General features: G+C 34.0%; 4 protein-coding genes. All 4 read left to right on the top strand.

Annotation, left to right across the window (positions count from 1 at the left end; translation table 11 throughout):
- The first annotated feature begins 200 nt into the window (after positions 1 to 200).
- Positions 201 to 1,523 (top strand): hypothetical protein, encoded by a 1,323-nt coding sequence (locus Q0739_RS07500; RefSeq protein ID WP_298238096.1) that lies wholly within the window; start codon positions 201 to 203, stop codon positions 1,521 to 1,523.
- Between the two features lie 106 nt (positions 1,524 to 1,629).
- Positions 1,630 to 3,072 carry a gliding motility-associated C-terminal domain-containing protein gene (locus Q0739_RS07495; protein WP_298238095.1) on the top strand — a complete coding sequence of 481 codons (1,443 nt, stop codon included), beginning with the start codon at positions 1,630 to 1,632 and terminating at the stop codon, positions 3,070 to 3,072.
- Between the two features lies 1 nt (position 3,073).
- On the top strand, positions 3,074 to 5,539 hold the full coding sequence (locus Q0739_RS07490; protein ID WP_298238094.1) for a PorP/SprF family type IX secretion system membrane protein: 2,466 nt from the start codon (positions 3,074 to 3,076) through the stop codon (positions 5,537 to 5,539).
- 472 nt (positions 5,540 to 6,011) lie between these two features.
- On the top strand, positions 6,012 to 16,442 hold the full coding sequence (locus Q0739_RS07485; RefSeq protein ID WP_298238093.1) for a T9SS type B sorting domain-containing protein: 10,431 nt from the start codon (positions 6,012 to 6,014) through the stop codon (positions 16,440 to 16,442).
- Positions 16,443 to 16,458: the final 16 nt, after the last annotated feature.

Raw genomic sequence — 16,458 nt, 5'->3', positions numbered from 1 at the left:
TAAGAGACTTTTTACTCATTAATTTTTTAATAAATCATTGTTCTTACTATGTCAATGGGCAGTTTATCGACAAAATTTTCATAAAAATTTATTTAGAATATGTATTTCATCGATAAAATTGGTATTTCGTAGAATATTAATGTATAATTGTATATAAATTAAATAGTACTTGGAAAACGATATATTATAAATTTTCAATCATGAAAAACGACGTTATTAAAATAGCATTCATATTTCTTCTTACCGCGGGAAATATATTTGGTCAGCAAGAAAAGGGCATTATTGGTGCTTCTAATTGGCTGAACAATTGGACAGAATTTAATCCGAATCAAAAAGACTACGGTGAGGTTACTCAAATATTAACAGGGAATATTACAAAGGATACAAAGTTGTTCAAAAAATATAGATATCAATTGTTAGGAAATGTTTTTGTAGCAGATAGTACAACGCTTACTATAGAACCTGGCACAGTAATAATTGGCGATTATAAGTCAAAAGCATCGTTAACTATTTCTAAAGGTGCTACATTAATAGCAGATGGACTTGAAACAGACCCAATTGTTTTTACATCTAACAGAAGTGTAAAAAGAGCTGGTGATTGGGGAGGTTTAATTATTCTTGGGGATGCACCTATGAATAAATTTGGTAATGGATCTGTTTCTAATTACTATACCAATCTTGATCCATCTTCTTACGGCAATGTAAATTATGGAGGGCAAAATGCTGCGAGTAACTCAGGTATTTTGCGATATGTAAGAATTGAATATGCAGGAAAAAGGGTGGGAAAAACAGAATATTTTAGTGGTTTACTTCTAGCCTGTGTAGGTAATGAAACTGTTTTAGAAAATATTATGGTTAGTTACGCGGCTGCTAATTCGTTTGAAATTATTGGAGGTGAAGTAAATTTAAATAATGCAGTATCCTATAAATCGAACGGAAACGATTTTAAATTTAATAACGGTACGCAATCAAAGTTATATAACTCTTTAGCGGTTCGTTCGCCATATATATCAAGTGTTAATGGTTCAAGATGTATTCAAGTTCTTTCTTATGATAATAAGCAGAATGTAGACTTTAATAAAAAAGGAACCTACGTTGATGCCGATAATTTAACACTACTTAATTCTAGTGACAATTTAAATAACGATATAAAAATGGGACTTGTAAAAGAAGCTGTTTTTGTTGGTGAGAATGCAGCATTAGATATGAATAAAACAGTTATATCTGGATTTAATCCTGCAGTTTTATTTGATGAAAAAATTACCGTGAATCAAACAAATCTCGAGAGAATTAAATTTTCCGAAATGTATTTCAATAATTGTAATGGAAATATTTTTGTTGAATATAATTCTAACAATGAAGATTTAGAGAATTGGTATGGTAACAGTGCTTTTTTTAATGTGTATTCTAAAGGAATAGATTCACAAACATTTATTGATGCTAATAACACAAGAAGCCCTGACTATAGATTAAAAATTAATAAAATAATTGCAACTAACGATATAGAAGGAAATGACAAATAAAAATATAGTAGCTTTTTTAAATAGATGCAAGTTTTACAATTTCTAGTATTTATTTTATAAGAATCGTTTCAGTTTTTATAAATCATTACTTGGTAAAAATAATAGTATGATGAAGAACATTACATTTATTAATATTACTATTTTTTTACTTTTAGTTAATATTTGTAGCGCACAGATAGTAATGAGCAAGCCTAACCTTGGTTTTAGTCAAGCCTGTGCTAGTCCTTCTTTTAATACTTACAATGTAACTTTTACATTTTCTCCAGAAGGTAATTTAACACCATCAAATCAATTTATAATAGAATTATCTGATGCAACTGGTGATTTTTCTAGTGCAAATACAATTTTTACATCTGCAGCAGGTAGTGTTACAACATCACCTGCTACTTTAACTTTTTCATTTCCAACGTCTATAGATGGCGAAGCCTATAAATTAAGAATAAAAAGTACATCTCCAGCGGCCAATAGTAGTGCTTCCGATGCTTTTCCAGCATATTATAAAGTTCAAGACGAACCATTTACAATAAATAATTTAATTCCATCGGCTGTTTTTTGTGCAGGAGAAAGTTATACGCTTACTATCGATAATCCTGGTGCACCTTCAAATAATTCACCATTGCAATATCCATCGCTAACATTCAATTGGTTTAAGGTAATTGATTCAAATACAAGCACATTCGAATTCGTATCGTCTAGCGAAAGTTTAGAAGTAAGTGAACAAGGAACTTATTTTGTAGAAACAGATTATGGTTCTTGTACATCAAACTCTTTTTCTAACCGAGTAACCGTTAGTCAATCTGGTTCTGGATCAACAATAGAAATTAGTTCGAGCCTTGGTAACCCTTATTGTTCTGGAGATGGCCCAACCACGCTTAGTGCTATTTCAGGTAATAGTTATAAATGGTTTAAAGATGATGTTGAAATTGCAGGAGCAACCAACCAAATGTATGAAACGAATGAATCTGGAGTATATAAAGTAGAGATAGATATAGGTAATTGTATGGAGACATCAACAATTACACTTAATGCAGAAGGATTTGCAAGTAGTATAGATGTTGGTGAAAATAATTTTTTAGATGAAGGAGAAACATTAGATGTAACAGTAACAACAGATGCTATTAATCCAGAATATCAATGGTACAGAAATGATGTGCTTATTTCGGGAGCTATAAATGATAATTATGAAGCTTCAGAAACAGGGAGTTACAAAGTAGTAATTTCGCAAACGTCTACATGTATAGCATCGAGCGTACATTTTTTCAATATACTGGAAGCTTTCCCATCGGTAGCAAAAATACCTAATTTAATAAGCCCTAATGGAGATACTATAAATGATACTTGGATTATTCCGCAAGAATATGTTAGCGGTACAAATACAGAAGTTATCATTTTAAATTCGCAAGGAAAAGTGGTACTGCAAACAAATGACTATCAAAATAATTGGCCAGTAAACCAACTCGATTTTAAATCGGTTAACCCTGTGTTTTATTACATAATTAAACCTGAAAATAAATCAGAAAAAAAAGGATCGATTACGATCATAAAATAAAATGTGCAAGCATCTATTATATATAGCATTTTTTGTCTGTACATTACAGCAATTCCATTCTCAAGAGGATGGCGTTGTTGCTTTTGAGCTTCCTGTTAGAAACTCTTTAAAATTTAATAGATATGCCATTAACCCTGCATTTAGCTTTGTTAGAGAACAAAATAGATACATAAGTTTTACTAATAAAAGGCAATGGGTACAATTTGACGATGCACCGCAAACATATTTGTTTAGCTACTCAGGTAGGTTTAGAGAAAATATTGGTGCTGGAATTGGGTTATTTCAACAAGATTATGGAGTGTTGTCAACATTTGGTGGCATATTAAACTTTGCATATAATGTTAGTTTGAATAGAGAAAGTAACCTGACCTTTGGTATGAATTTAGGTTTTTACAAGAGTGGTATAAATGAAGGACGCGTAGTTAGTAATTTTCAAGATCCTTCACTAAATAATATTCCTTCTAATTCTATAATTACCATAAACCCAGGTATTAATTATGGAACAGATTTTTTCGATTTTGGATTATCCATAAACAATTTGGCAACATATAATTTTACAACTTCAGCAATGATTGAAGATAATCCGCAACAAAGTGTGCAGGGGCATATAATGTATACAGGTTATATGAACACACGAGGTTTTTTCAATCAGAGTAAGTTTTCAACATTAATAAGATCAGAATTTAAAAAAGGCGAAACCGTAATTTCTGGTATCGTTATGTTAACCGTTCCAAAGGGTATCTGGGCTCAAGCTGGATATAACACACTTTATGGCGCCTCGGCAGGAGTTGGTCTAAATATAACCCAACAAATTGCTTTGGAATATAATTATGAAAAAGCTCTAGGTGATTTTGCTAATTTTGGAAGCTCACATGAATTAACTTTGGCATATAAATTCAAGAAGAATTACAGATATAATTATGGTGATGATGACGAAGAGGAAGCGTTAATTATGCCTTCTAAAAAATCTAACCGTGTTCTTGCTAAAAGTACACCTAATAAATACAAGAACCTACCACGCAAAAAACGTGTTTCAAGAGTGACTAAAGAGGTGGTTGAAAGTTTGCCAAAAGCAGATACTATTTCCGTAGCGAACAAAGTGACTAAGGTTGAACCAGAAAAACCTAAAGAAAAAACAGAAGAAGAATTAATTGAAGAACAACGTTTAGCGGCAATTGAAGTACTTGCAAAGAAGCGCAAAGAAGAAGAAAAACTTAAAGCTGAAGCAGAAGCAAAAGCTAAACATGATGCCATTGCTAAACAAAAGGCAGATGAAGCTGCACGAATTAAAGCAGAACAAGAAGAAAAAGTACGATTAGCAAGAGTAGCTAAACAGAAAGCAGCTGCTGAGGCTAAAGCTAAGAGAGAACAAGAAGAAGCTGCTAGACTTAAAGCAGAGCAAGTGGTTAAGGAAAAATTTGCTGAACAAGCAAGAGTAAAGGCATTAGAAAATGAAAGAGCTAGACTAGCAGAAGAAGCTAGATTAAAAGCAGAGCAAGAAGCTCAAGCACAAAAAGATAAAGAAGTTCAGCCAGAAATAGTTGCAGAGGAAATTATTGGTATGATTAACCTAGATGGTGTCATGGTTCCAGCTCCTAGAGATAGGGAAACTAGAGAGATGAATGGTATTACTGTGTTAACCAATAATTCTAAATTAGAGCAACAAGACTTGTTAACCCAGTTGCAACAAAAAATTGCAAGTAAGCAAAAGGATCTTGACGATTTAAAAGAAGAAAACGATTTAAGTGAACAAGGTATCTATAGTGCTCCAAAAGCATTCAAGAGTATCTCTGCAGAAAATGCAGCTATGGCAGCAATCCAGTTGAACTTGGATAATGTTATAAAATCTAGAGACCTAAATATTAAAGAATTAGAGACATTATATAACGAGAGGTTAAAAACTGTTCGTGACAAACGGGATGTTACTAACCAATATTATGCAAATAAAATACAAGAATTAAAATCGGAACAAGCTCAGGCTATTAAAACAAGATCTAGTTTGTTAGCAAATTTAGAAACTATTAAGGTGGCTACTGAGATTGAAAGAAAACGTAGAATTAAACGTGCTGCGTTTGATAATGACCAAGTTAGATATCAAAAAGATAGAGCTGCCTTAAAGCAAATAAAAGAATATACGCCAATAAGTAGTGAACCACTTAAACCTGAAAACTTTGACTCTGGTGAGGTACTAAGTAATATTCAAATATTAAAAGATGTAAATAATGTTGAGAATGGTTATTACATTGTTGTGGCCGTACATTCTAGCATTGAAAAGCGAGACGAATTTTTAAGAAAAGCGGTAGCTGCAGGACAATCTAATATTGATTTCTTCTTTGATATTAATACGAGTAAATATTATATATATTATCAAAAGTTTAACTCTATTGATGCTGCAAATCAATCACTTAACTCTAAGGGAAGTGAACCATATAATGTGAATATGTCTATGGTGAAAATTGAGAACTAATATTAATACAGGTCTTTATTAATTTCAATAGTTATTAAAATGTTAGTTAGATGGATGTTTTGTTGATAGAACCTAATATCGATATGAGTCCTTTTATTTTTCTTCAAAACGGGACTAAAGTCATTTAATTTCACAAAAATACGTCATCTTATTGAAAGGTATTCTATAATTAGTGCCTGCTACTTTTATTAATATTGCTTAATATTCAATTTATTTGTAATCTTAATATTACATTATAATGAAATATGTTGGATTAATAGACTAAAAACATCGATAAACAGTTCAAAAATTATCATTTTACTTCTTTGTTACAAAAATTATTACGATATTTATGCCGATTAAAATCATTAAATAACGATGAATTGTCTATTAAGTGGTAATTTACGTATGATAAAATAAAATTTAATGAAACAAAATTAGAGGTACTATTTCTTTTTCGCCCCATATAAAAGAAATGATAAATAGAGTTGCCATGAAAAAACCTACTTTTTATAATTCAACACTTGTTGTATTATTTTTATTGTTACTATCAATTAGTAGTGCTGCCCAAACCTATAAGCCATTCACGGTGCGAAAGCAAATGGAGGTAAGGGGAAGTATGCTGGTTGTAGGTAATGCTATTCTTGGTCAAGATAACCAACCTTTTAACGATTTAACAAGAGATAATCAAGATATATCAATGCAATACATTGATATTGATAGTGATGCATCTACTTTTAGTTCTAGTAGTGCCGATTTAATGTTGCATGCACAAGCAGATGGGAGTCCTACTACATGTTACAGGGTAGCATATGCGGGTTTGTATTGGGGTGCTATTTTACAAAATGGTAACAGAGATAATATTAATCAAATTAAGTTTAAAGTACCAGGTACAACTACCTATACCGATATTACTGGAGAAATTATTTATGATGCTATTGTAAGTCCAATTATTGCAGAAACAGGAGAACCAGGAAACACTCCTTATGCCTGTTATGCAGAAGTAACAGATTTATTAACAGGTTTAACTGATGTTGAAGGAACTTATACCGTAGCGAATATTATTGCTGGTCAAGGATCAAATTTTTCAACAGGTCTAGCTGCAGGTTGGACACTTTTAGTAATTTATGAAGATCCAAATTTGCATACCAAATCGTTTACTTCATTTGATGGTTTTAGTCATATTTTCGATGGTCATCAAGAAACAATTCCAGTAACTGGATTTACTACACCTCCAGCAGGTAATATAGATTTGCAGTTTGCTTATGGAGCTTTAGATGGAGACAGAACAAAACGAGCTACCAAATTAGAGATAAATGGTAAAGAGGTTACGACACCTTTACGTACTGCCAATAAGTTTTTTGGCTCCGTTATAGAAAACGAAAATGGGGTTTCTCATCCAAGAAATCCATTTAGTATTAATACACTCGGGTACGATACGGGTTTTCTCGAAATTCAAAATGCAGAACCAGAGTTTATACGAAATAATGATACTTCAGCCGATTTTAGATTGCAAGTAGCTCGTGGTCAAGCAGACCCGATTTTTGCATTTTTTAGCACCTTTGCTGTCGATGTTATTTCTCCAGATATAGACCTTACCAAAGTTGTAAAAAATACAGCGGGAGATTTAATTGATGGAGACGATGTGGTTTTGGGACAACAATTATTTTATGAGATAACTTATCAAAGTGTTGGTAACGATAATGTTACTCAGTTTACCATAAAAGATATTCTACCAGACAATATAATATTTGATCCAGCTACAGATATAGATTTAACGAATGCTGGAGGTGCGACATTGCAATCTTACGATCCAGCAACAAGAACACTTATTTTTAATATACCAGATGGTTCTGTAGAAGCAGGAGATCCAGAGTTTGTAATTCGCTTAGCAATTCAAGTAGTGCCAAATTGTTACGATTTAAGTCAAGCTTGTTCTAACGAAATTAGAAATCAGGCTTTTGCAACTTATAGAGGCGTTATTAATCCTACAGAAATAGTAGAAGAAGGAAGTTTTGCGACAACAGTATGTTTGGGCATTCCAACTTCTACCAATTTTATTGTTGATATTTCTAATTGTGATTTCGAGCAAACTGAAGTTTTATGTGGTTCTAGTGTAGATTTAACTGCAGCAGATGGTTATGATAGTTATTCATGGTCAACAAGCCCATCAGGAACTCCAGTTATATCAACAGGTCAAACGTATACAGCGACAACAACTGGAACATACTATGTTCAAAACACAACTGTAGCAACTTGTATTTCAATTAATGAGCAATTCAATGTAATTACTTACGGAAGTTCATTAACAAACCCCGTAATTCCTTATGCAGATTTATTACCTATATGTCCAAATGACGGTAAGGTATTACCGTATATCTTCTTATGTGGGGGTAATGAAACGCGTACTATTAATACAAATATTAGCGATTCTGTTTCAATTATTTGGGAACAATTAGATGACACGAGTTGTCCACCCGTAGCGGTTGACGATTGTGCTAATGAAGATGATACCTGTACTTGGAATCAAGTAGGAACAGGAGCAGATTATATTGCAGATACGGCAGGTGAATTTAGAGTTGTTATTAATTATCCAGGTGGATGTTTTAGTATATTCTATTTTAATGTATACCAAAATTTATTAACACCAACTATTACAGCCGAGGATATTCTTTGTACAACACCAGGAAGTGTTACAGTTGGTGGTGTGCCATCTGGTTATGAATATAGTTTAGACCCTAACGGCCCATTTCAACCTTCTAATACGTTTGTTATAAATACACCGGGGTATTATCAAGTTTATATAAGACAAGTTGGTGTTACTACTAACCCTTGTATATTTCAAACCCCTAGCATATTAGTTAGAGAACGCGATTTTACGGTAACAACTAATGTTACTCAACCTAATTGTAATGGTGATTTTGGAAGTATAAGTTTGGCAGCTAACGATGCGCTTCCTCAATACTATTTTAGTATTTACGAAAGTGGTGTTTTAGTAAATAGCGTTGGTCCAATTTTGGCAAGCGATTATACATTTTCTTCATTAAACCCTGGTTTATATACGGTTAATGTTACTACAGATGACGGTTGTACGTACACGGAAGATATTCAAATTATTGATCCACCAACACTTACAGTTACGGCAGCTATTACAGTGCCTCTAACTTGTACAGATGGAGAAATTACTATTTATCCAGTAGGGGGAACACCTCCATATACGTATTACATAAATAGTACAACAGTTTCTCAAGACATACCAACCTATGTTGTTAATTCTCCAGGCGTATACGATATTACGGTAAGAGATTTTTATAATTGTTCTGCTAGCACGTCAATAACAGTAGATAGCATTCCTGAGCCTGTATTTACAGTTTCTGGTAACGATATTTTATGTTATAATGATAATTCTGGAGAAATTCAATTTAATGTTACAAGTGCCAATGGATATACTATTGAGTATACTATTGATAATGGTGTAACATATACTTCTAATCCAACGTTCTCGAACCTTAGTGCTGGAACTTATTCCGTAGGAATTAAGTATTCTTTAGGAGGGGTTGAATGTTTTTCAGTATTTCAAGATATAACAATCACGCAACCAGATCACGCACTAACAGCATCTGGAGGCGTATCAGAATTAGCTGGTTGTGGTCCTTCTGGTGAAGGTAGAGTTCGTATTACTAATCCACAAGGTGGTGTACCTCCTTATGAGTATAGCTTTGATAATCAAACTACTTGGGTTTCAACTAATGAAGCTTATGTAGATCCAGGAACATATACCTTATATATTAGAGATTCCTTTGGATGTATTTATCCAATACCTGGTATTGTTCTAGATCCAGAACCAGTACCTCCAACCATAAGTATTGACGATCCTAATTTTAATTGCGATGGTACAGCATCAACAACGGTTACGGTAACAAATCAAACATCAAATTCTTATACATTTACTTATTTAATTGATGGTGTAGAGAATCCAAATACCTCAAATCCTCGAGTGTTTTTGGATGTTCCAGAGGGGTCACATACTATTAGTGTTCAATATCAATTGCAAACGGTACCAACGTTTAGTAATCTATTAAATGAAGATTTTGGTAGCGGACCTCCAACAACCACTTCTGGTATTGCTAGTGCATATTGTTTTAACGATCAACGTGTTACTGCTCCTTATCCTTGTGGTACGCGCTCTGTAGAAGATAACCAATATTCTGTGGCTAGTTTCTTTTGGAGATCAGACGACCCTTCTGCAAATAATACAGGAGCTTGGTATCATTTTGACGACCACACAACTAATGGAGCAGATCCAGATGGAAGATTCTTATTAGTTAATATTGGATCTGCCGCAGGACCTTATGGTGTTCTTTATAGTAAACCTATTTTAGATGTCATTCCAAATCAAGATATTATAGTTGATTTATACCTAGCTAATTTAATGCGTACGGTAAATTCTGATAGAGATGATCCAGATTTTAGAATTCAATTAGTTGATGGTTCAGGAACTGTAATAGCAGAACAATTTACGGGAATAATCCCTAAAAACGAACAATGGAATTTTAATCAAGTTACCCTTAACCCTGGAAACAATACCGATTTAACTTTTGTTATACGTTCAGGTAGTGTTCAGTATTACGGTAATGATGCGCTTATTGATGATATTAGTGTTTATCAGTTACCTATTACATGTATTCAACAGGTAGATTTTCCTTTCATTGTTGACCCAGGAAATGCCTTTATTGCAGATGTAGTAAGTACTTCAGATTTAACTTGTGAAAACGCTGATGATGGAACTATTACTATAGCAGCCCAAAATTTTGATACTACTAATGGTTTCCAATATTCAATGGATAATGGAACAACGTGGATTACACAATTAACTTCTCCTGTAACGGTTAGTGGGTTAGCCGCTGGAACTTATAATATTCAAGTACGTTATGAAGATGCAGTTAATACTTGTAACTTCTCGTTCACTGAAGTTATAAACGCACCAGGAATATTAGGAGTTAGTACGTCTATATCTCCAGCAACATGTATTGATGGTGCAACAATAACAGCAACAGCAAATGGAGGGACATCAGCATATACTTTCGAATTATTAGATACTGCTCTTGCGTTAATAGCAAATATTCCAAATAATGGTATAATAACTAATGTTTTGGCTGGTTCATACATAGTAAGAGTGACCGATGCAAATGGTTGTACAGAAACAACAGCATTAACAATAAACGCACCTACATTGCCTACAGCCACAATTAGCGTTGCATCAGATTATTGTTTTGATTCAACTAATGGCGCTACCTTAATTGTAGATGCAACAGGAGGACAGCCACCTTATGAATATAGCCTTAATGGTGGACCATTTTCAGCAAATAATACATTTAATAATTTAACACCAGGTACTTACGATATTATTGTAAGAGACACTTATGGATGTGTTTATAATATCCCAACCCAAACTATTGCAAACCAATTAACAGCAACAGCTGCGTTAACAAAAACATTGGATTGTACGACTACTCCAGATGCAGAAGTTGCAATTACCGTTTCTGGTGGAACGACACCATATACATATGAAGTTTCATTCAATGGTGGTACTTTTAATACTGTTGGAAATCCGCCATATACTTATAATAATGGACAAGTTGGAGACTATCAATATCGAATTACTGATGCATTAGGTTGTACAACTTTAACCAATGTGGTAACTATTCAAGCAATTACTAATCCTTCTGCAACAGCTATTACAACAGATGTGTTCTGTAATGGTGATAGTACTGGTGTAGCGGTTATTGATGTAGATGAAACTTTAGGCTTACCTCCTTATCAAATTAGTTTTAACGGATCTGCTTTTACATCTCAAACGGTGTATAATGGTTTGGCTTCTGGAAATTATAATTATACTGTTAGAGATAGTAATTCATGTGAATTTACCGATGTAGCTACAGTTAATGAACCTGCGTCAATAACATTAGGTAGTGAAATAATTACTCCAATAACCTGTAGTGGTGCTGGAAATGTTTTAGGTGCTATTCAAATATTAAATGTTACTGGCGGAACACCAGATTACACCTATACTTTACTTGATAGTTCTGGTAATGTAGCAACAACTTCATCTACAAACCCAGTTGGACCAACTAGTAGTACTAATGTTACATTTAACGATTTAAATTTCGGAAATTATTATTTAAGAATTATTGATGCCAATGGTTGTGAATATAATTATGGACCATATTTAGTTGCTTCAGATGTAAGTGAACTTGATATTGTAACAAACGCTTCAGGAAGTTGTTTAACGGGCGTAGATTATAATATTAGTATTGTTAATGGTACAGGACCATTTAGAGTTAGAATCTATGATGGTACAACTACTTTTAATCCAACTGATGGTGTAGCACCTAATGGGTTACCAACATCTGACGTTTCACCAAATGAAAGAAATCATCAGTTTGCAGGATTGCAATTTGATGTGAGTTATGTTTTTGAGGTTCTAGATATAAATACGGGTTGTTCATATTCTGAACAAGTTTCAGCTGTATCTAGTCCATCTACGATTTCAGTTACTGGCACACCTACCAATGTAACCTGTTATGAAGTACCTGGTTTAGATGATGGTAGTTTTGATTTCACAATCTCTAGCTATAATGGGAATGCCTTATCTTGGGAAGTATTCAATAACCTAACAAATACATCAACAGGTATTACAGGAAGTACTACTGGATTAACAGGAGCTAATTATAGCGATAGCGTTACTGGTATAGCACCTGGAGATTATTATTTATTAGTTACTGAAACCGATATTACGTCAACTCAGTGTACGTCACTTGTTAATTTCCAAATTACACAACCAACAGAATTATTACTTGCTGAGGTTGTAAACACCAACGCAAATTGTAATCAAGATGCTCAGGTAGTTGTAAATGGAAGTGGTGGAACACCGCCTTACGAATATGCCTTTGTTGAAGATGGAGTAACACCAAATGCTGGTGATTGGACATCTAATAATCTGGGTGTTTTAAACATAAGTGTTAATACAAATTGGGATGTATATGTAAGAGATACCAATGGATGTGCTATTAGCACACCTATTGATGTTGTTATTTTATCAGACCCTTTACCATCAGTTACTTTACCAACCTTCGCAGATAACCAATGTAATTCTAATGGTAGTTCATATACATTTACAGCGACTCCAAGTGGTTCGGAAATAGCACCTGTTAGTTATAGTGTTGATGGTGTGAATTTCCAATCTAGTCCTACATTTATAGTATCATCAGACGGTACGTATACCGTTACCATACAAGATGGAAATGGATGTACTTCAACAGATACAATTGTTATCTATCCACCATTAAATTTAACGCCAGTAGTAACAGCTTTACCAACATGTCCCAACAACGATGGTGAAATTACGGTTACAGGTTTTGGTGGTTCAGGAGTGTATACTTATGAAATTACTGCACCAATAGTAGTTGCCCCTCAAGCATCAAATATCTTTTCTGGATTAGCTTCAGGAGTATATACATTGAGAATTACAGATACGACTACCTTATGTACAAGTGATGCAAATATTACACTAGATGCAGCTACACCAGTTACTTTTTCTGCAGATGTAACCAATGTAACTTGTAACGGAGGAAGCGATGGTACGATTACAGTTAATTTATTAGCATCAAATGATAATCCGCCGTACACATATGAAATTATAGCACCTATAGTGGTTGCGCCTCAAACATCTAATGTGTTTACAGGCTTAGCAACAGGGATTTATACAGTACGAGTAACATCTGGTAGAAATTGTTTTAGCACACAAAATATTCAAGTATTTGAAGCAACACCTATAGCAGTTCCAACGCCTACCGTTGTAGAATATGCTTGTGCTTCAACTAATAATACACCAAACTATGCAACTATTACTGTAAGTGTTGTAAGTGGTGGTTCTGGTACTTATTTAAACTACGAATTTATTAGAGGTGGTGTAACGGTTCAGTTTGGATCTAGTAATGTTTATACAGAATCAGACTTTTTAGGAGGCACTTACACAATTAATGTTTATGATAATAATAGTTGTTTAGGAAACACTTCTGCAACAATTGCACCTTACGCAGATATAGATACTATAGATGTTAATGTAGATAACCCAATTACATGTACAACAGATGAAGATATTTCAGTAACTGTTAACAGTATTTATGGAGTGCCTACTAATATACAATATACAGTTGAAGATATAGCAGGTTCAGTAATAGGAGGTGTTTATAGCCAAACGAATACTACAGGTATCTTTACAGGGTTACCAATAGGTAATTATATTATTACTGTTATTAATTTAGATACTGGATGTAGTCTGCAAACAACTCATTATGTTAATGACCCAAATACATTTGAATTTAATGTAGATGTGCTTAACGATGTTACTTGTTTTAATGCTGCAGATGGTAGTGTTAATATCACTTTTATAGACAGAGTTCCAACACCTTCAGATGAATCTGGTGCATTCAATTATACTATAGTTGATGCAACAGGTACTACAGTCACAACTGGAAGCACTGCGAATGCAGGGCCAGTAACTGTGTCTGGTTTAGCTTCAGGAACTTATATATTAACAGGAACTTTATTAAATATTCCATTTTGTACAATAAGTGAAAACTTTACCATTACAGCTCCAACTGCTCCGTTAACAATTTCAGAAACACATACAGAAATTACATGTGTAAGTGGAAATAACGACGGATCAATTTCAGCGAGTGCAACAGGAGGTTGGCCAGGAGCTTATGAATATCAATTAGAAATAACAAGTGGTGCAATTATTACACCTTATAGTACTACGTCTAGCTTTACAGATTTAACTGCAGGTATTTACACGGTAAGTGTTAGAGATAGCCAAGGCTGTGTTTCTAGTACAAATGTGTCATTAAATAATCCACCACCAATTAATGCAACAATTGCTGCAACTCCAACTTTGCTTACTTGTTTTGGGGATACCAATGCAACAATAACTGTTAGTAATGTTACAGGCGGACAAGGAAGTAATTACACTTATACACTTAATACATTAACGCCAACAATTAGTTCTTCTGGACCACAGATATCAAATATATTTACTGGTTTAGGTGCGGGAACTTATAATGTAACAGTAATAGATGGTTTTAACTGTGTATTTACAACCTCAGATATTACAATTTCGGCACCAACCGAAATAATAGCCTCTTTAGTTAAAGACACGTCGCTAACTTGTAATAACGATGCGACGCTTACCTTGAGTGCAACAGGAGGTACAGGTATTTATGAATATAGTAGTATTCCAAACTTTGCTACGGTTTTAGGATCGTTTACAACGCAGGCTATTTTCTTTGTGCCGGCAGGAACTTATCAATATTATGTGCGAGATGCTAACGGTTGTGTTGCTGTAGTTTCAAATGAAATAACTATCGATCCGCTTCCAGCTTTAATGGTTACCTTAGACACAACAAATGCAAGCATAAACTGTGCTGGAGATACTACGGGTGTTATTGTAGCTGAAGCTGAAGGAGGTCTAGGTAATTACATTTACACATTACAAGATGGTGCTGGAAATGATTTAACTGGGGCAACACAAAATAGTCCAGGAGTTTTTACAGATCTTCCTATTGGAACCTATCAAGTACAAGTAGAAAGTGGTGATTGTTTGGAGGTTTCGTCACAAGTAACAATAACAGAACCTTCAACACCTTTAAGTGAAACCCACACCGTTACTCCTGTAACCTGTGCTGGAGGTGATGATGGTATTATTGAAATAACTGCAACAGGAGGAACGGGTATTATTAAATATGCAATTTCACCTCGTTTAGACCAATTCTTTGACGATCCAATATTTGATAACCTTGCTCCAGGAACTTATGATATAATCGTTCAAGACGAATTAGGTTGTTATGTAACCTTTACTGAAACTTTGATTGACCCAATTCCAGTATCAATCATTATAGTTCCAAATTCTATTTTACCTGAAGTTTGTGATGGTGATATGAATGGTGAATTTAGTATCGATATTTCTGGAGGTAATTTACCTTACAGTGTCAGTTTAGATGATATAAATGGCACTTACACTACTGGAACAGCAACTCAAACCCAGTTTGACTTTATAGGATTAATTGGTGGCGACCATATTGTTTATGTACGTGATGCTTTAGATTGTGAATCTGAATGGAATATTACATTCCCAGAATCTATAATAATTAACCCTGAAGTAACAGTAGAATATAGTTGTACAAATAATATCTCTAATAGTTTAGTTACCGTAACGGTTGATGCTAGTAATACAGACCTTTCACAATTCGATTATTCTTTAAACGGAGGACCTTATCAAGCAAGTAATGTTTTTATAAATGTTCCTGCAGGAATAGGGCATTACATAGATGTGAGACACACCAATGGTTGTATTCAACAAACACAACCATTTGATATAGCAGATTACACGCCTTTACAATTAGTATTAGAAGATGGAGCTATAAATGAAATTGTTGCTGTGGCATCAGGAGGAACGGGAGATTATGAATATACCTTAAACGGAGAATCTTATGGAAGCACGAATACCTTTTTAATTTATGAATCTGGAGACTACACAGTAACCGTTACCGATTCTAATGGTTGTGTAGCTATAGCTACTAAGTATTTTGAATATGTAGATGTATGTATTACTAATTATTTCACACCTAATGGTGATGGTAATCAAGATGGTTGGGGCCCAGGTTGTACCGATCAATATCGAGATTTAACCTTCGATATTTTTGATAGATATGGTCGTAAAATAGTAACGCTACGAGTAGGAGAGAAGTGGGACGGTAAATATAATGGACGAGAACTACCTACTGGAGATTATTGGTATGTTGTGAAATTAAACGATGAAAAAGATAGACGAGATTTTGTAGGACATTTTACCTTATACCGCTAAATTATTAATGAATGCC

This window comes from uncultured Algibacter sp. (assembly GCF_947487605.1).
Lineage (GTDB): Bacteria > Bacteroidota > Bacteroidia > Flavobacteriales > Flavobacteriaceae > Algibacter_D.
This window is presented reverse-complemented; position numbering and strand designations above follow the sequence as displayed.

Coding starts and splice junctions, on each gene's coding strand:
- Q0739_RS07500 (WP_298238096.1), top strand. CDS start 201: ATGAAAAACGACGTTATTAAAATAGCATTCATATTTCTTCTTACCGCG.
- Q0739_RS07495 (WP_298238095.1), top strand. CDS start 1,630: ATGATGAAGAACATTACATTTATTAATATTACTATTTTTTTACTTTTA.
- Q0739_RS07490 (WP_298238094.1), top strand. CDS start 3,074: ATGTGCAAGCATCTATTATATATAGCATTTTTTGTCTGTACATTACAG.
- Q0739_RS07485 (WP_298238093.1), top strand. CDS start 6,012: ATGAAAAAACCTACTTTTTATAATTCAACACTTGTTGTATTATTTTTA.